A 15,971-nucleotide genomic window follows, 5' to 3' on the forward strand; every position below is an offset into this window, starting at 1 on the left:
GCGTCGCGATAGCGCTCGAAGGCGGGCTGTTCAATCACAAGAGTGTTTCCTTTCCCGGCCGGCGGGGGCAAGTTGCGGGCCGATGAAGGACGATTCGAATACCCTTTTCGGCGAACTCTTCGACAGTCCGCGCCGCAAGGTCGTGCCGGTGCTGGTGCCCATGCCGGCGCCCACCGCCTATAGCTATGCCGTGCCCGATGGTGTCACCGTCGAGCCCGGCGCGATCGTCCAGGTGCCGCTCGGGCCGCGCCAGGTGGTCGGCATCGTCTGGGATGGTGAGGACGGTTCGACCGTTGATCCGAAGAAGCTGCGCGAGATCACCAAGGTCTTCGACTGCCCGCCGCTCGATCAGGACATGCGCGCTTTCCTTGATTGGGTGGCAAGCTACACGCTTTCGCCTCCCGGCTACGTCGCCCGCATGGCGTTGCGCGCGCCGGCGGCCCTTGATCCGGAGCCGATGATCGAGGGCCTTCGCTACAGCGGATACCAGCCGGAGAAGATGACGCCGGCGCGGCAGAAGGTGCTGACGCTCGCCAGCGATGGCCTGGCCTGGACGAAAAGTGGTCTCGTCCACGCAACCGGGGTTTCCACCAGCGTCATCGACGGTCTCTCCAGGCAGGGCGTTTTTGAACAGGTCTTCCTGCCGCCCCCGCCGATCGTCGCGATGCCTGATCCCGACTACGCGGAACATCGGCTCGCCGGACCGCAGTTGGAGGCGGCCGATGAGTTGCGCGGGCAGATCCGCAATGGTGGTTTTTCCGTCTCGCTGATTGATGGCGTCACCGGGTCTGGCAAGACGGAGGTCTATTTCGAGGCGATCGCGGAAACGCTGAAACAGGGCAAGCAGGTGCTCATCCTGCTGCCTGAAATCGCGCTTACCGCCAATTTCCTCGAGCGCTTCCAGGACCGTTTCGGCGCAAAACCCGGCGAGTGGCATTCGGATCTTGCAACACGGACGCGCGAAAAGGTCTGGCGGCAGGCGGCGACGGGCGAAATCCGGGTTGTGGCCGGTGCCCGCTCGGCCCTGTTCCTGCCCTTCGAAAATCTGGGGCTGATCATCGTTGATGAAGAGCACGACCCTGCCTTCAAGCAGGAAGACCGCGTCTTCTACAATGCGCGCGACATGGCGGTGGTCCGTGCCCGGATTGCCAAGTTTCCAGTGGTTCTCGTGTCCGCCACACCCTCGGTCGAGAGCCAGGTCAACTGCATCGCCGGACGCTATCATCGCATCCACCTGCCGACCCGCTTTGCCGATGCGGCGATGCCGGATCTGCATCTCATCGACATGCGCCGGCACCCGCCGGAGCGTGGCGGCTTCCTGTCCCCGGTGCTCCTGCGATCCGTTGGCAAGGCGGTCGAGCGGGGCGAGCAGGCCTTGCTCTTTCTCAATCGTCGCGGCTATGCGCCACTGACGCTCTGCCGCGTCTGCGGCCATCGCTTCCAGTGCCCACAATGTTCGAGCTGGTTGGTGGAGCACAGGTTCCGGGGCCAGATCCAGTGCCACCAATGCGGCTATCACGAGCCGACGCCGAATGCCTGCCCCGAATGCGGCACCCTTGATCATCTCGTCGCCTGCGGCCCCGGCGTCGAACGCATCGCCGAGGAAGTTGAGAAACATTTTCCGGACGCGCGCACCCTGGTGCTGTCGTCCGATCTCGGCGGGGTCAAGCGGCTGCGTCTCGAACTCGAAGCGATCGCCAATGGCGAAGCCGACATCGTCATCGGCACACAGCTCGTCGCCAAGGGGCATAACTTTCCGCTGATGACGCTGGTTGGCATTATCGATGCCGATATCGGTCTCTCCAACGGTGATCCCCGGGCTGCCGAGCGCACCTTCCAGCTTCTCTCTCAGGTCACGGGGCGCGCCGGGCGTACCGGTCGCAAGAGCCTGGGTCTGATGCAGACCTTCCAGCCGCAGCATCCGGTGATGCAGGCGCTGGTGTCAGGCGATGCCACGGCCTTTTACGAACGGGAGATCATCGAGCGGGAGAGGGCGCAACTGCCGCCTTATGGCCGTCTGGTGTCGATCATTGTCTCCGCCGATACCCGCGCCGAAGCCGAGGGCCACGCCCGTGCACTTCGACAGACCGCGCCGGTCGAGTCGGGCATTACCATCCTCGGACCCGCCGAAGCGCCGCTTGCGCTGATCCGGGGCCGGCACCGTTTCCGCCTGCTCGTCCACGGGCGCCGCAGCAGCGACATGCAGAGCTTCGTGCGCAGTCTGCTGGAGAGAGGCCCGAAAGAGCGCCGCTCGATCCAGGTGCAGGTGGATGTCGATCCGCAGAGCTTCCTCTGACCGTCCTGCCGGTTGCGGGCAAGAAAAGTCCTCAATGCCGATACCGCGCTTGAACGATCTGTGCCATAAGCCGCGCGGCTTTCTTCATCTCAGGATCATCCATGGAGTTCTATTTTCCAACCGAAACCGGCGAGCAACTGGCCTTCGTCGCTGCCGCTGCTACAGCTCTGATCGGCTGTTTCGTCCTGTTCGCACCCGGTCTGACGCTCAGATTGCTCGGTCTCGCGATCAGCGGAGATCGGCCGGAAGGCCTCGGGGCAACGCGGTCTGCCGGCGGGTTGATGGTCGGCTTTTCCGGAACGGCCCTGCTGCTCGCACAGCCGACCGTCTATCTCGCCTTCGGCGCCGCCATGGCACTCGCCGCCTTCGCCCGCATCCTGTCCATCATGTCGGATCATGGGGGCACCTGGCGCAATGTGCTGCTTCTGGTTGTGCAGCTTGTCGCGGCTGCCCTGCCGCTCGCCTATGTCTTTGGTCTGACCTGAAGATCGGATTTGTCGTCCCGGCGAAGGGGATTTCGCCAATTTGACGCAGATCCGGACAAAAATCGGCCGGAGGCCTTGCTCTCAAGGAGCAAACCGTTAATACGCGTGTTGCGAGTCTGGATACGCTATGCTAGACGAACCGCGAAATTCGGAAAACGCAAGCGTAATTCGCTTGAGTTTTTGAGGAAAACAAAACGATTTCAGGGTCTTGCTGAGCCTTCTTCGAGGAGCTGGGCGTCCTGGGTCAAGATCAGGGAATTTTTTGCCCGTGGCAGACACATCCCAAGTGATTTCCGGCGTGGCCGAGCGTTACGCATCGTCGCTTTTCGAGCTCGCGCTCGAAGCCGGTGCGCTGGACGTCGTTGCTGCCGATCTCAATCGTTTCCAGGCGATGATCGACGAAAGCGCCGATTTGCAGCGCCTGGTTCTGTCGCCTGTTTTCACGGCCGAGGATCAAGTGAATGCGATCAGCGCGATCGGTCAGAAGGCCGGTTTCAGCGCGCTGGTCCTGAACTTCCTCAAGGTCGTCGCCGGCAATCGCCGCCTGTTCGCCGTTTCTGGCATGGTGGCTGGTTATCGTCAGGCCGTTGCTCGCCACAAGGGCGAGGTCACGGCTGATGTCACCTCCGCTCACGCCCTTTCGGCTGAGCAGGAAACCGAACTGAAGGCGGCGCTGAAGAGCGTTACCGGCAAGGAAGTCTCGATCTCCGTCACGGTCGATCCCTCCCTGCTCGGCGGCCTGATCGTCAAGGTCGGCTCCCGCCAGATCGACACGTCTCTTCGCACCAAACTTTCCACCCTTAAGCTTGCACTGAAAGAGGTTGGCTGATGGATATCCGCGCCGCGGAAATTTCCGCAATTCTGAAAGATCAAATCAAGAACTTCGGCAAAGAGGCGGAAGTCTCCGAAGTCGGCCAGGTTCTGTCCGTCGGTGACGGTATCGCCCGCGTCTACGGCCTCGACAACGTTCAGGCCGGCGAAATGGTCGAGTTCCCGGGCGGCATCCGCGGCATGGCGCTCAACCTCGAAGCCGACAACGTCGGTGTGGTTCTGTTCGGTGCCGACCGCGAAATCAAGGAAGGCGACATCGTCAAGCGGACCGGCGCCATCGTCGACGTCCCGGTCGGTCCGGAACTGCTCGGCCGCGTCGTCGACGCGCTCGGTAACCCGATCGACGGCAAGGGCCCGATCAATGCCGCGAAGCGTTCGCGCGTCGACGTGAAGGCTCCGGGCATCATTCCGCGCAAGTCGGTTCACGAGCCGATGTCGACCGGCCTCAAGGCCATCGACGCCCTGATCCCGGTTGGCCGCGGCCAGCGCGAACTGGTCATCGGTGACCGCCAGACCGGCAAGACCGCGATCATCCTCGACGCCTTCCTCAACCAGAAGGCCGTCCACGACAACGGCGCTGAAAACGACAAGCTGTACTGCGTGTATGTTGCTATCGGCCAGAAGCGCTCGACCGTTGCTCAGTTCGTCAAGGTGCTCGAAGAGCGCGGCGCGCTGCAGTACTCGATCGTCATTGCTGCGACCGCGTCCGACCCGGCTCCGATGCAGTACCTCGCACCGTTCGCCGGTTGCGCGATGGGCGAATACTTCCGCGACAACGGCAAGCATGCCCTGATCGCTTACGACGACCTTTCCAAGCAGGCCGTTGCTTACCGTCAGATGTCGCTCCTTCTGCGCCGTCCGCCGGGCCGCGAAGCTTATCCGGGCGACGTCTTCTATCTGCACTCGCGTCTGCTCGAGCGCGCCGCCAAGATGGGCGACGCTGCCGGCGCTGGCTCGCTGACGGCTCTGCCGGTCATCGAAACCCAGGGCAACGACGTTTCGGCCTTCATTCCGACCAACGTGATCTCGATCACCGACGGCCAGATCTTCCTTGAAACCGACCTGTTCTACCAGGGCATTCGTCCGGCCGTTAACGTCGGTCTGTCGGTTTCGCGCGTCGGTTCGGCCGCTCAGGTCAAGGCGATGAAGCAGGTTGCCGGCTCGATCAAGGGTGAACTCGCCCAGTATCGCGAAATGGCCGCCTTCGCCCAGTTCGGTTCCGACCTCGACGCCGCCACGCAGCGCCTGCTGAACCGTGGTGCCCGTCTGACGGAACTCCTGAAGCAGCCGCAGTTCTCGCCGCTCAAGACGGAAGAACAGGTTGCTGTGATCTTCGCGGGCGTGAACGGCTATCTCGACAAGATCGCCGTGAACCAGGTCGGCAAGTTCGAACAGGGCCTGCTCTCCTACCTCCATTCGGAAGGCAAGGCGATCCTCGATGCCATCCGCACCGAAAAGGCGATCAGCGACGATACCAAGGGCAAGCTCAAGGCCGCTCTCGATACCTTCGCCAAGAACTTCGCCTAATTCAGGCTCAAGCCAAGGACGGATAACGGATGCCTTCACTTAAGGATCTGAAAAACCGGATCGCCTCCGTCAAGGCGACGCAGAAGATCACCAAGGCGATGAAGATGGTCGCCGCGGCGAAGCTGCGTCGCGCTCAGGAAGCGGCCGAGGCTGCCCGCCCGTATTCGCAGCGCATGGGCGTCGTCCTGGCCAATATCGCACAGGCGGTCGGCACGGACGACAGCGCACCGCGCCTGATGACGGGCACCGGCAAGGACGACGTGCATCTGCTCGTCGTCTGCACCGCGGAACGTGGTCTTTGCGGCGGTTTCAACTCGTCGATCTCGCGTTTTGCCCGTGACCATGCGCGCAAGCTCCTGGCCGCCGGCAAGACGGTCAAGTTCTTCTGCGTCGGCAAGAAGGGCTACGACAGCCTGCGTCGCGAATTCGGCGGTATGATCGTCGAGCGCGTGGATTTGCGTGACGTCAAGCGCGTTGGCTTTGCCGATGCAGATGCCATCGGCCGCAAGGTCATCGGCATGTTCGACCGCGGCGAGTTCGATGTCTGCACGCTGTTCTATGCCGAGTTCAAGTCGGTGATCAGCCAAGTTCCGACCGCTCTCCAGCTCGTTCCGGCGGCACCGCCGGCTGCTGCCTCGGAGACGGGTGCGACCGCGCTTTATGAATACGAGCCGGATGCGTCGGCGATCCTCACGGATCTGATCCCGCGCAATATCTCGGTTCAGATCTTCCGGGCCCTGCTCGAAAACGTTGCTGGTGAAATGGGCGCCAAGATGAGCGCCATGGACAATGCGACGCGCAATGCTGGTGAAATGATCAACAAGCTGACCTTGTCCTACAACCGTCAGCGCCAGGCCCAGATCACCAAGGAACTCATTGAAATCATTTCGGGCGCGGAAGCGCTCTGAGGTTAAGGAAAGAGGGTAAGACAAATGGCTAAGGCAGCTACCCCCAAGTCTCAGGCGGTGACCTCCGCAGCCGGTGCTCGCGGTAAGGTCACTCAGGTCATCGGCGCCGTCGTCGACGTCGCGTTCGACGGCGAACTGCCGCCGATCCTGAACGCGCTGGAAACCGACAACGGCGGCAACCGCCTCGTTCTCGAAGTGGCGCAGCACCTCGGTGAAAACCAGGTTCGCACGATCGCCATGGACTCCACCGAAGGTCTCGTCCGCGGCCAGCCGGTCACCGACACCGGTGCTCCGATCTCGGTTCCGGTCGGTCCCGAAACGCTCGGCCGTATCATGAACGTCATCGGCGAGCCGGTTGACGAAGCTGGCCCGCTGGTCACGGAAGGCCGTCGCGCCATCCACCAGGAAGCCCCTGCTTACGTCGAGCAGTCGACTGAAGCCCAGATCCTCGTCACCGGCATCAAGGTCGTCGACCTGCTGGCTCCTTACGCCAAGGGCGGTAAGATCGGCCTGTTCGGCGGCGCCGGCGTCGGCAAGACCGTTCTCATCATGGAACTGATCAACAACGTCGCCAAGGCGCACGGTGGTTACTCGGTCTTTGCTGGCGTGGGCGAACGTACCCGCGAAGGCAACGACCTCTACCACGAAATGATCGAATCGGGCGTCAACAAGCACGGCGGTGGCGAAGGCTCCAAGGCTGCTCTCGTTTACGGCCAGATGAACGAACCGCCGGGTGCACGCGCACGCGTTGCTCTGACCGGTCTCACGATCGCTGAAGACTTCCGCGACAAGGGCCAGGACGTTCTGTTCTTCGTCGACAACATCTTCCGCTTCACCCAGGCAGGTTCTGAAGTGTCCGCTCTGCTCGGCCGTATCCCGTCGGCCGTTGGTTACCAGCCGACGCTTGCTACCGACATGGGCGCGATGCAGGAACGCATCACCACCACGACCAAGGGTTCGATCACCTCGGTTCAGGCCATCTACGTTCCGGCCGACGACTTGACCGACCCGGCTCCGGCCACCTCGTTCGCCCACCTGGACGCCACGACCGTTCTGTCGCGCTCAATCGCCGAAAAGGGTATCTACCCGGCGGTTGACCCGCTCGACTCGACCTCGCGTATGCTCGACCCGATGATCATCGGCGAAGAGCACTACGAAGTCGCTCGTAAGGTTCAGTCGACGCTGCAGCGCTACAAGGCCCTGCAGGACATCATCGCGATCCTGGGCATGGACGAACTGTCGGAAGACGACAAGCAGACCGTTGCCCGCGCTCGTAAGATCGAGCGCTTCCTGTCGCAGCCGTTCTTCGTTGCCGAAGTCTTCACCGGTTCGCCGGGCAAGCTCGTTGCTCTCGAAGACACGATCAAGGGCTTCAAGGGCCTGGTCAACGGCGACTACGACCACCTGCCGGAAGCTGCCTTCTACATGGTCGGCTCCATCGAGGAAGCCATCGAGAAGGCTAAGCGCCTGGCTGCCGAAGCCGCCTAAGAATGGAACGTCGGCACGCGGAACCCGCTTCCGCGTGCCGCTCCTCCCTTCATGAGAGAGTGAACGATCATGGCCGACAATTTCAACTTTGAGCTCGTTTCGCCCGAGCGTCTGCTGCTCTCCGCCCAGGTGAGCGAGGTCGTGATTCCGGCGACCGACGGCGAAATGACCGTCATGGCCAATCATGCGCCGACGATGACCACCATCAAGCCGGGCATCATCAGCGTGAAGCTCGCTTCCGGCCAGGTGAGCAAGTATGTCGTCTTTGGCGGCTTCGCCGACGTCCTGCCGACCGGCTGCACCCTGCTTGCCGAATCGGCCGTTCCGCTCGCTGAAATTGCTCCCGACACGCTCACCAAGCGCATCGACGAAGCCCGCAAGGAACTCGAAGGTGTCGAGCATCACGAGCACCGTACCCGCCTTGAGCAGTACCTGGCCGAACTGACCAACCTGAATGGTGTTCTGGTCGCTGCCTGAGCGCGCTCCGCATAAAGCAATCGATGAAGCCGGGTCGCAGATCCGGCTTTTTTCGTTCATGGCCTTAGCGGTTGTCTTCCAGAATCATATCGGCGGCCTTTTCTGCGACCATCATGGTGGGGGCATTGATGTTACCCGCCGTGATGTTGGGAAAAATCGAGGCGTCGACGATGCGCAGGCCGGAAAGGCCGTGTACGCGCAGCCGGTGATCGACGACGGATTGCGCCGGATCGCTGCCCATGCGGCAAGTGCCGCACAGATGGTAGATCGATCCACTGTTCAGGCGGAAGTATTCCAGAAGCTTGTCATCGCTGTCGGCGCTTCTTGAAGGGGACACTTCCTCTTCGATCCACGCCTGCAGTGCCGACGCGCCGGCGATGGACCGCATCAGCCGGCTGCCCTGCAGCACCTCGTCGATATCGTGTTCCGTCGACAGATAGTTCGGGCGGATCAGCGGCGCGGCCAGGGGATCGGCAGAGGCAATGCCGACAGAGCCGCGACTGGTGGGTCGGCAGGGATTGAAGGCCATCAGAAACCCAGGATAAGGCTCTGGCGTCAGGCCCGCGCGAGGATTGTCGGGAATCCGGTACGACAGCGGATTGAAATAGAGCTGGATGTTCGGGCGCTCTTCTTCAGGCCTCCCCCGGAAGAAGCCTCCTGCCTGGTTGACGCTCATGGCGAAGGGACCATTACGTCGGAGAATATAGGTGAGACCAAATCGAGCCTGCCCAAGGAGGCTTGCGAAGTCACCATTCAGGGTCGGCCGCGTGGATCGATAATAGAAACTGGCGCAGAGATGGTCCTGCAGGTTTTGTCCCACCGCCGGCAGGTGATGCTGCATCGGAACGCCATGGGCGAAGAGCAGCGCACCGTCGCCGATCCCTGAGAGCTGCAACAGCTTTGGCGTATCCACGGCGCCGGCGCTGAGGATGAGTTCGCGGCGCGCGCGGAAGGTCCGGGTGCGGCCGTTCTGCAGGACTTCAACGCCTTGGGCGGTGCCGTCTCGCGCCAAGAGGATTCGCCTGGCCAGCGCGTTGCGCTCTATCTGTACAGCCCCACGGCGCAAGGCAGGACGCAGATATTCGGCGCTGGAATGGGAGCGCCGGCCGCGCCTGGTGTTGATGTCGTACACACCTGCGCCTTCGATGTCGGCGCCATTGAAGTCGGGGTTTGCCGGAAGTCCCCGCTCGCTGCAAGCCTCGAGAAAGGCGTCGCTCACAGGGTGGGTGGCACCGCGCATGGGGGTGATACTAATTGGACCCTTTCCGCCATGCCATTCGGTCTCGCCCTGTGGATGCGTTTCGAGCCGGCGGAAATACGGCAACACGTCTTCGTACGCCCAGCCAGGATTGCCCGCGTTCCGCCAGTCGTCGAAATCCTTGCTGTCGCCCCGAACGAAGACCATGGCATTGATCGAACCCGAGCCGCCCTGCACCTTGCCGCGCGGAGCATAGATCCTGCGGCCGCCGAGATTGGGCTCGGGCTCGGTGCGGTACATCCAGTTGACCCTGGGGTTGTAATAGCTCTTGGCGTAGCCCACCGGGATCTTGAACCAGAAGGACTTGTCCTCTCCGCCCGCCTCGATCAGTAGCACTGTGTAGCGCCCGTTTTCGCTCAGCCGGCTTGCCACGATGCAACCGGCCGATCCGGCACCGACGATGACGAAGTCAAATTCCATCGCGGCCATCAACCTTTGGCCGGTGCGAAGGCTTTTACGTCGGCGTGCTCCGCCGCCATCTGCAGATGCAGTCGCTGGCCGGTATAGGGCGTGTGCTTTGCGATGACCTCGTGGTTCAGTTCGATGCCGAGGCCCGGCTCGCGCGAGGGAATGAGATAGCCGTCGTCGAAGCCGAGCTTCGTCTTCAGCACCTCGGCATGGAAGCCGCCGAAATCCATGATCGCCTCGTGGATCAGGAAGTTCGGGCAGGTGGCCGCGAGCTGGATCGAGGCGGCTGCCCCAACCGGGCCGTTGTAGAGGTGCGGCGCGATCTGCGCATAAAAGGACTCGGCCATCCCGGCGATCTTCTTCGCCTCCAGCAAGCCGCCGACGCGAGCGACATTCATCTGCAGGATGGAGGCAGAGCCAAGCTGCAATACTCTCTGGAATTCGTATTTCGTGGTCAGCCGCTCGCCCGTCGAGACGGGGATCGAGGTGGCGCGGGCGACTTCCGCCATCGCGGCTTCCTGGCCGGGCGGAACGGGCTCCTCGAACCAGAGCGGATCGTATTTCTCCAGCCGCTTGGCAAGACGGATGGCCGATGACGGCACCATCTGGCCATGGGTGCCGAACAGGATGTCGGCGCGGTTGCCGATGGCATCACGGATCTTGCTGCAAAACTCCTCGCAACGGTCCATGACAGCCAGCGACAGTTGGTGGCCGGAATAGTTGGTATAGGGGCCGGCCGGATCGAATTTCAGCCCGGTGAAACCCGCCTCGACCATGCGGATCGCCTCTTCGGCGGCGAGATCCGGATCGTTGTAGTCATATTCGCCCGCTGCATTCTTCGGATAGAGATAGGTGTAAGCGCGCAGCTTGTCGTGGACCGGGCCGCCGAGCAGATCGGCGACCGGTCGTCCCGCAGCCTTTCCGATGATGTCCCAGCAGGCGATTTCGAGGCCGGAGATGATCCCGACCATGGTCGGGTCGGGTCGCTGGGTGAAGCCGCTGGAATAGGCCGCACGCCAGAAGCGCTCGATCTGGTGCGGATCGTGACCTTCGAGATAACGGGTGAAGACGTCTTCGACGAGGACGGCGATGCCCGAGGGGTGGAAGGCGGTCGAATAGATCTCGCCGACGCCCTTGATGCCGCAGGCGGTCTCCAGCTCGACGAAGATCCAGTACATCCCGCCGATATGCGGTGCGGGCGTTGCGACGACGTGTGTCTTGAGCGAAGCGACTTTCATGGATACCCCCGATGAAGGATTCTTGAGCCGGCTAATCGGCAATCAGTGCTTGAGGATGACGAGGCGGGTCTGGGTGAATTCCAGCATGCCGTGCTTGCCGTCGTCGCCGCCGAGGCCGGAGCGCTTCCAGCCGGCGTGATAGCCCTGGTAGGGATCGGCTGGGAAGCGGTTGATGTAGAGCTCACCCGCCTCGATCTCGTTCGCGGACTTCATCACCTTTCGGTAATTCTCGGTGAAGACGACGGAGGCGAGGCCGAACTGGTGGTCGCTTGCCATGTCCAATGCTTCGTCGAAATCGGTATAGGGAATGACTGCGAGAACGGGGCCGAAGACTTCTTCCTGGACGATCTCCATGTCCTGGCGGCAATCGGAGAGCAGGGTCGGCGGATAGAAATAGCCGTCGCCTGCGGGCAGGAAGCCGCCCGTTTCGATGACGGCGCCGTCTGCCTTGGCCCGTTCCACCATGTGATGAACCCTGAGACGGGCGGCGGCATTCGCCAGCGGTCCCATGCGGGTCGGATCCTCGGCGCGATCGCCATAGTGACGGCGTTCGAAGGCATCCTTGAGCTTGCCGAGAAGCGTGCCATGCACGGAGGCATGCACGTAAAGACGCTCGACGGAGGTGCAGACCTGGCCGCAATGGGCCGTCTTGGCCGCGAGCACGCTTTTCGTCACCACGTCGAGATCGGCATCCGGTTCGACGATGACGGGTGTCTTGCCGCCGAGTTCCAGCGAGGGTTTGGCGATATTGACCTTGCAGTAGTCCAGGACCGTCTGGCCGGCGGCGACGCTGCCGGTCAGGGTGATCATCCCGACCTCGCGTCGGGTCGACATCACCTGGGCCACCTCGTGGCTCATGGCCATGATGCTGACGAGACCCGCAGGGAGATCCGCTTCCTTGATCGCTTCGGCAAAGACGAAGGCCGAGGTCGGAGTGTTGTTGCTGGGGCGCACGACCACGGCATTGCCGGTGATCAGGGCCGGGGCGATCTTGCGGACGAGCGTGTAGATCGGGAAGTTGAAGGGGATCAGGCAGGCGACGACCCCGATCGGTGCCCGCTTCAGCATCAAGGTTTCGTCCGGCGTGTCGCTCTCGATCACCTCGCCTTCCACACGGCGCGCCCATTCGGCGTGGTAGCGCATCAGTTCGACGCCATAACCGGTTTCGGCCACGGCATCGTCATGGCTCTTGCCGGACTCCTGCGCCAATGCGGCGCCGATCTTCTGCTGATAGCGCTCCACGGCGTCGGCGAGCCTGCGCAGCGCATTGCCGCGCTCGATGGCCGGCAGGCGACCCCAAGGCTTCTGGGCAACAGCGGCCGCCTCCACCGCCTCAATGACATCGGCTTCCGTCGCCGCCGTAACCGATGCAAAAACCTTACCCGTGGCGGGGTTTTTCACCTCGATCGTCTGACGGGCACCGGTCTCGCGGAAAGACCCGGTAATGAAGTTCTGGAAGGTGGTCATGGCAGGCGCTCCGACAACGGACAGTCGCGCCAAGTAGGAAGTCGCGCTTGCCTCTTCGCAAGCGACTTATTGTCGGGTTGAGCATTCCAAAAAGGAATGTTTCAGGCGCGCGCCTGCTGGAGCGAAGGCATCGAGCTTTCAGCGATTTCATGGCTCAGCCAACGTCGTAGCGCCTCGACATGCGGCGACAGCGCCCGGTCGGTGCGTGTCACCAGCCAGTAGGATTCGTGTCCCTCCACTTCCACATCCAGGACCTGGGTGAGTGCGCCCGTCTGCATCAGCGGTGCAACCATAGACCGATCGGCGACGGCGACACCCAGACCGTTGCAGGCGGCTTCGATGACGAGATCCAAGAGGTCGAATTCCAGTCCGCCCTGCGTGTCGGTCTCGGTGAGCCCCGCCGCATCCAGCCAGCGCTGCCAGGTGAGATAGCGCTGGTCGGCAGAGGCGAGCACATGCAGGAAGGTGAAGCGGGAGAGATCGATCGCCTTGCCATCCCGCAGGCCTTCCATCAGGTGTGGGGCGCAGACAGCGATATGGCGTTCGGTAAACAGCCGTTCCGACTTGAGGCTCGCCCATTCGCCGTCTCCGAAGCGGATGGCGCAGTCGAGCATCCCGCGTTCGGAGAGATTATCCTCGAGATCGGTCGTGATGCTCAGATCGACGTCCGGCAGGAAGGCTCTGAGGCTCATCAGCCGTGGCATCAGCCAGCGCTTGGCAAAGGTCGGGGGAACGTTGATCCGAAGGCGGCGCAGATTGCTCTTCTCGCGGATGTTGCGAACCGTCATCTCCACCGTGTGGAACGCCTGCTGCAGCGAAGCGAGCAGTTCGGCGCCGGAGGGCGTCAGCTCCAGGTGATGATGCCGGCGGATGACCAGCGTCTCGCCGAGCTGTTCTTCGAGATTGCGCACCTGGCGGCTGACGGCGCTCTGGGTGAGGTTCAGCAATTCGGCAGCACGGGTGAAGCTGCGGGTCTGGCCGACCACCTCGAACACCTTCATCGCAGACAGGGCGGGCAGCCGTCTCATGATCCCTCGAACATCCCCTTTAGAGCCTTGTCGCATTAAATCAGAGGCGGACATCATTCGCCATGCACATCTGACGCGAATGTGTCACGCTTTCCGCCATAGCAGGTTGATGGCATCGGGTGAGCGATGACATAAGGCTCAAGGGTTTTGTGCTTCCGGGGAGATCGGCATGAAAGTCGGCATTGTGGGTGCGGGAATGGTCGGCAGTTCGGCGGGCTATGCGCTGGCGCTGATGGGGCTTGCGAGCGAGATTGTGCTCATTGATCGCAATGATGCGCTGGCGGTCGCGCAGGCCGAGGACATCGCCCATGCGGTGCCCTTCATGTCGTCGACTGTGGTGAATGCCGGTCAGTACCGGGATCTCGAGGGGGCTGGCGTCGTCATCCTCGCGGCCGGGGTCAGCCAGAAGCCGGGCGAAACGCGTCTGGAGCTTCTGGAGCGCAACGCAGCCGTCTTTCGTGCCGTGCTGGCAGAAGTGCTCCCCGTTGTACCCGATGCCATCCTATTGATCGCCTCCAACCCCGTCGACGTGATGACCCAGATCACCACGCGTCTCTCCGGCATCGATCCGCGCCGGGTGATCGGCTCGGGCACCATCCTCGACACCGCGCGTTTCCGCAGTCTTGTCGGACGTCATCTGGGGATCTCGCCGCAATCGGTGCATGCCTATGTGATCGGCGAACACGGGGACAGCGAGGTTCTCGCCTGGACCAGCGCGCGCGCCGGCTCCGTGCCGCTGTCCTCCTTTGCCGCTCAGGTCGGATCGCCATTGACGGCGGAGGTGCGCGCCCAGATCGACGATGGCGTGCGCAATGCGGCCTACAAGATCATCAACGGCAAGGGCTCGACCTATTACGGGATCGGTGCGGGTCTTGCCCGCATCGTCAAGGCAATCGCACGTGACCAGCGGGATGTCCTGTCTGTTTCCATTTCGACGCCCGAGGTCGCTGGTGTTCGTGATGTCGCCCTGTCCATACCGCGTGTGGTCGGTGCGGGCGGTGTGCTCGCAGATCTGTTCCCGGATCTTGATGACGGGGAATATTCTGCCCTGAACCGCAGCGCGTCGCTTTTGAAAGAACGAGCCGACGCCATTCCTTTGTAGGTTGCACAGCCTATATGCTAAAAGACTGCACAACAGGGCACGTCTTGCGCCGGCAAGTCACGGCCCTTCATTTCTGGACCTCGTCATGAACGAAATGCCGCCACTCACGCCAGAGGCTCTCGAAGACTTCCTCTCGAAAGCCCGCGCCGCAAGCGGATTGCTGAAGGCCCTGTCGCACGAGACCCGCCTTCTGATGCTCTGCATGCTGTGTCAGGGCGAAAAATCCGTGACCGAGATCGAGCAGTTTCTCGGCATCCAGCAGGCCGTCGTCTCGCAGCAGCTTGCGCGGCTGAGAAGCGACAAAGTCGTGCAGACCCGCCGTGAAGGCAGGCAGATCTACTACCGGATCGCCGATCCGCAACTCGCCGAACTGATTTCCGTGCTCTACAAGATGTATTGCGGAGCGACGCCCGTGGCGCGCGACGCAGAGGATACGCTTGCCGACGCTTGAGTTCGTCGGTAGGAGCGTGGGGCGGGGAGCATGATCGACAAGCTGGAATTCTTCATCGCGCTCGCCCGCCAGCAGCATTTCGGCCGTGCAGCGGAGGAATGCGGCGTGACGCAACCGACACTGTCGGCCGGTATCCGCCAGCTCGAAGAGCAGCTCGGCGTGATGCTCGTGCAGCGCGGCTCGCGCTTTCTCGGCCTCACCCCGGAAGGCCAGCGGGTGCTCGAATGGGCACGGCGCATTGTTGGCGACACCCGCACCATGCGCGAAGAAATGCGGGCGGCGCGGCGGGGTCTGGCCGGCCATATCCGGCTCGCGGTCATTCCCACCGCGCTTGCCATGGTGCAGAAGCTGACCGAACCCTTCCAGACCCGGCATCCGGATGTGACATTTTCCGTCCTGTCGCGCACCTCGCTGCAGGTCTTGAGCCTGCTTGAAAACCTCGAGATCGACGCCGGCATCACCTATCTCGACAACGAGCCCTTGGGCCGCGTCACCAGCGTGCCGCTCTATTCCGAGCGCTACCACCTGATCACCGGTGTCGGCACCCCGCTTGCCGACCGCGACAGCGTTACCTGGAGCGAGGTGGCCGATCTCAGGCTCTGTCTCTTGACCGCCGACATGCAGAACCGCCGGATCATCAACCAGCACATGGCGGAGGCCGGTGTGACGCCGAAGCCGACACTCGAATCCAATTCGATGATCGTGCTCTTTTCCCATATCCGGACTGGCAAATGGGCGTCGATCATGCCGAAGAATGTCGCGGAATCCTTCGGCTTTGGCGAGGAGATCCGGATGATCCCGATCACGGCACCCGAGGCCGAACATCTGGTGGGACTGGTCGCCACCCATCGCGAGCCCTTCACCCCGCTCGTCTCCGGCCTGTTGCATGAGGCGCGCTTGCTGGCGACCTCGCATGCCTTCGATAGAAATCTTCTATCGAGCGACGGAAGCGCCGTATTGACCTCTTGAGGTCAGACCCATCATCATCTTCCGATGAACGAACCCGC

Annotated in this window: 14 protein-coding genes; 10 read left to right on the forward strand and 4 right to left on the reverse strand. The window is 62.5% G+C overall.

The genetic code is table 11. The annotated features are described in order from the left end of the window. The first annotated feature begins 82 nt into the window (after positions 1-82). From ACT53S_RS19375 to ACT53S_RS19405, 7 genes are all read left to right on the forward strand, one after another. Positions 83-2,296 (forward strand): primosomal protein N', encoded by a 2,214-nt coding sequence (locus ACT53S_RS19375; protein ID WP_476068168.1) that lies wholly within the window; start codon positions 83-85, stop codon positions 2,294-2,296. 101 nt (positions 2,297-2,397) lie between these two features. Continuing rightward, positions 2,398-2,781: an AGROH133_08824 family phage infection protein gene (locus ACT53S_RS19380; protein ID WP_476068169.1), complete on the forward strand. Its 384-nt coding sequence runs from the start codon at positions 2,398-2,400 to the stop codon at positions 2,779-2,781. 262 nt (positions 2,782-3,043) lie between these two features. Next, positions 3,044-3,610: a F0F1 ATP synthase subunit delta gene (locus tag ACT53S_RS19385; protein WP_113379213.1), complete on the forward strand. Its 567-nt coding sequence runs from the start codon at positions 3,044-3,046 to the stop codon at positions 3,608-3,610. Continuing rightward, a complete protein-coding gene (gene atpA / locus ACT53S_RS19390) occupies positions 3,610-5,139 on the forward strand; it encodes a F0F1 ATP synthase subunit alpha (RefSeq protein WP_113379214.1) in 1,530 nt (509 codons plus the stop codon). Before ACT53S_RS19385 ends, atpA begins: the two co-directional genes overlap by 1 nt. A gap of 29 nt (positions 5,140-5,168) precedes the next feature. Further along, a complete protein-coding gene (locus tag ACT53S_RS19395) occupies positions 5,169-6,047 on the forward strand; it encodes a F0F1 ATP synthase subunit gamma (protein ID WP_113379215.1) in 879 nt (292 codons plus the stop codon). Between the two features lie 24 nt (positions 6,048-6,071). Further along, positions 6,072-7,535: a F0F1 ATP synthase subunit beta gene (atpD, locus tag ACT53S_RS19400; protein WP_113379216.1), complete on the forward strand. Its 1,464-nt coding sequence runs from the start codon at positions 6,072-6,074 to the stop codon at positions 7,533-7,535. A 69-nt stretch (positions 7,536-7,604) separates the two neighbouring features. Further along, positions 7,605-8,012, forward strand: a complete 408-nt coding sequence (locus ACT53S_RS19405; protein WP_113379217.1) for a F0F1 ATP synthase subunit epsilon — start codon at positions 7,605-7,607, stop codon at positions 8,010-8,012. A gap of 64 nt (positions 8,013-8,076) precedes the next feature. Here the strand turns inward: ACT53S_RS19405 and ACT53S_RS19410 are convergent, their stop codons facing one another. From ACT53S_RS19410 to ACT53S_RS19425, 4 genes are all read right to left on the reverse strand, one after another. Further along, the gene (locus ACT53S_RS19410) at positions 8,077-9,690 is read right to left on the reverse strand and encodes a GMC family oxidoreductase (RefSeq protein WP_476068170.1); all 1,614 of its coding nucleotides are present in this window, start codon (positions 9,688-9,690) and stop codon (positions 8,077-8,079) included. A gap of 8 nt (positions 9,691-9,698) precedes the next feature. Beyond that, positions 9,699-10,916, reverse strand: coding sequence for a mandelate racemase/muconate lactonizing enzyme family protein (locus tag ACT53S_RS19415; RefSeq protein ID WP_476068171.1), 1,218 nt, complete (start codon positions 10,914-10,916; stop codon positions 9,699-9,701). A gap of 42 nt (positions 10,917-10,958) precedes the next feature. Further along, on the reverse strand, positions 10,959-12,383 hold the full coding sequence (aldA, locus tag ACT53S_RS19420; RefSeq protein WP_476068172.1) for an aldehyde dehydrogenase: 1,425 nt from the start codon (positions 12,381-12,383) through the stop codon (positions 10,959-10,961). A gap of 101 nt (positions 12,384-12,484) precedes the next feature. After that, entirely contained in the window at positions 12,485-13,411 is a 927-nt protein-coding gene (locus tag ACT53S_RS19425; protein WP_476068173.1) for a LysR substrate-binding domain-containing protein, read from the reverse strand. Between the two features lie 169 nt (positions 13,412-13,580). Here ACT53S_RS19425 and ACT53S_RS19430 point away from each other — a divergent pair, with 169 nt between their 5' ends. The 3 genes from ACT53S_RS19430 to ACT53S_RS19440 all read left to right on the forward strand — a co-directional run bounded on the left by ACT53S_RS19430 (position 13,581) and on the right by ACT53S_RS19440 (position 15,933). After that, complete coding sequence (locus ACT53S_RS19430) at positions 13,581-14,513, forward strand: L-lactate dehydrogenase (protein ID WP_476068174.1); 933 nt, start codon at positions 13,581-13,583, stop codon at positions 14,511-14,513. A gap of 85 nt (positions 14,514-14,598) precedes the next feature. Continuing rightward, positions 14,599-14,964 (forward strand): ArsR/SmtB family transcription factor, encoded by a 366-nt coding sequence (locus ACT53S_RS19435; RefSeq protein ID WP_476068175.1) that lies wholly within the window; start codon positions 14,599-14,601, stop codon positions 14,962-14,964. 30 nt (positions 14,965-14,994) lie between these two features. Beyond that, positions 14,995-15,933: a LysR family transcriptional regulator gene (locus ACT53S_RS19440; protein ID WP_476068176.1), complete on the forward strand. Its 939-nt coding sequence runs from the start codon at positions 14,995-14,997 to the stop codon at positions 15,931-15,933. Positions 15,934-15,971: the final 38 nt, after the last annotated feature.

The organism is Allorhizobium sp. DMC15, assembly GCF_056314065.1.

Excerpts from the sequence above, each read along its gene's own strand:
- ACT53S_RS19375 (WP_476068168.1), top strand. The coding sequence starts at position 83 with ATGAAGGACGATTCGAATACCCTTTTCGGCGAACTCTTCGACAGTCCG.
- ACT53S_RS19380 (WP_476068169.1), top strand. The coding sequence starts at position 2,398 with ATGGAGTTCTATTTTCCAACCGAAACCGGCGAGCAACTGGCCTTCGTC.
- atpA (WP_113379214.1), top strand. The coding sequence starts at position 3,610 with ATGGATATCCGCGCCGCGGAAATTTCCGCAATTCTGAAAGATCAAATC.
- ACT53S_RS19395 (WP_113379215.1), top strand. The coding sequence starts at position 5,169 with ATGCCTTCACTTAAGGATCTGAAAAACCGGATCGCCTCCGTCAAGGCG.
- atpD (WP_113379216.1), top strand. The coding sequence starts at position 6,072 with ATGGCTAAGGCAGCTACCCCCAAGTCTCAGGCGGTGACCTCCGCAGCC.
- ACT53S_RS19405 (WP_113379217.1), top strand. The coding sequence starts at position 7,605 with ATGGCCGACAATTTCAACTTTGAGCTCGTTTCGCCCGAGCGTCTGCTG.
- ACT53S_RS19410 (WP_476068170.1), bottom strand. The coding sequence starts at position 9,690 with ATGGAATTTGACTTCGTCATCGTCGGTGCCGGATCGGCCGGTTGCATC.
- ACT53S_RS19415 (WP_476068171.1), bottom strand. The coding sequence starts at position 10,916 with ATGAAAGTCGCTTCGCTCAAGACACACGTCGTCGCAACGCCCGCACCG.
- aldA (WP_476068172.1), bottom strand. The coding sequence starts at position 12,383 with ATGACCACCTTCCAGAACTTCATTACCGGGTCTTTCCGCGAGACCGGT.
- ACT53S_RS19425 (WP_476068173.1), bottom strand. The coding sequence starts at position 13,411 with ATGAGACGGCTGCCCGCCCTGTCTGCGATGAAGGTGTTCGAGGTGGTC.
- ACT53S_RS19430 (WP_476068174.1), top strand. The coding sequence starts at position 13,581 with ATGAAAGTCGGCATTGTGGGTGCGGGAATGGTCGGCAGTTCGGCGGGC.
- ACT53S_RS19435 (WP_476068175.1), top strand. The coding sequence starts at position 14,599 with ATGAACGAAATGCCGCCACTCACGCCAGAGGCTCTCGAAGACTTCCTC.
- ACT53S_RS19440 (WP_476068176.1), top strand. The coding sequence starts at position 14,995 with ATGATCGACAAGCTGGAATTCTTCATCGCGCTCGCCCGCCAGCAGCAT.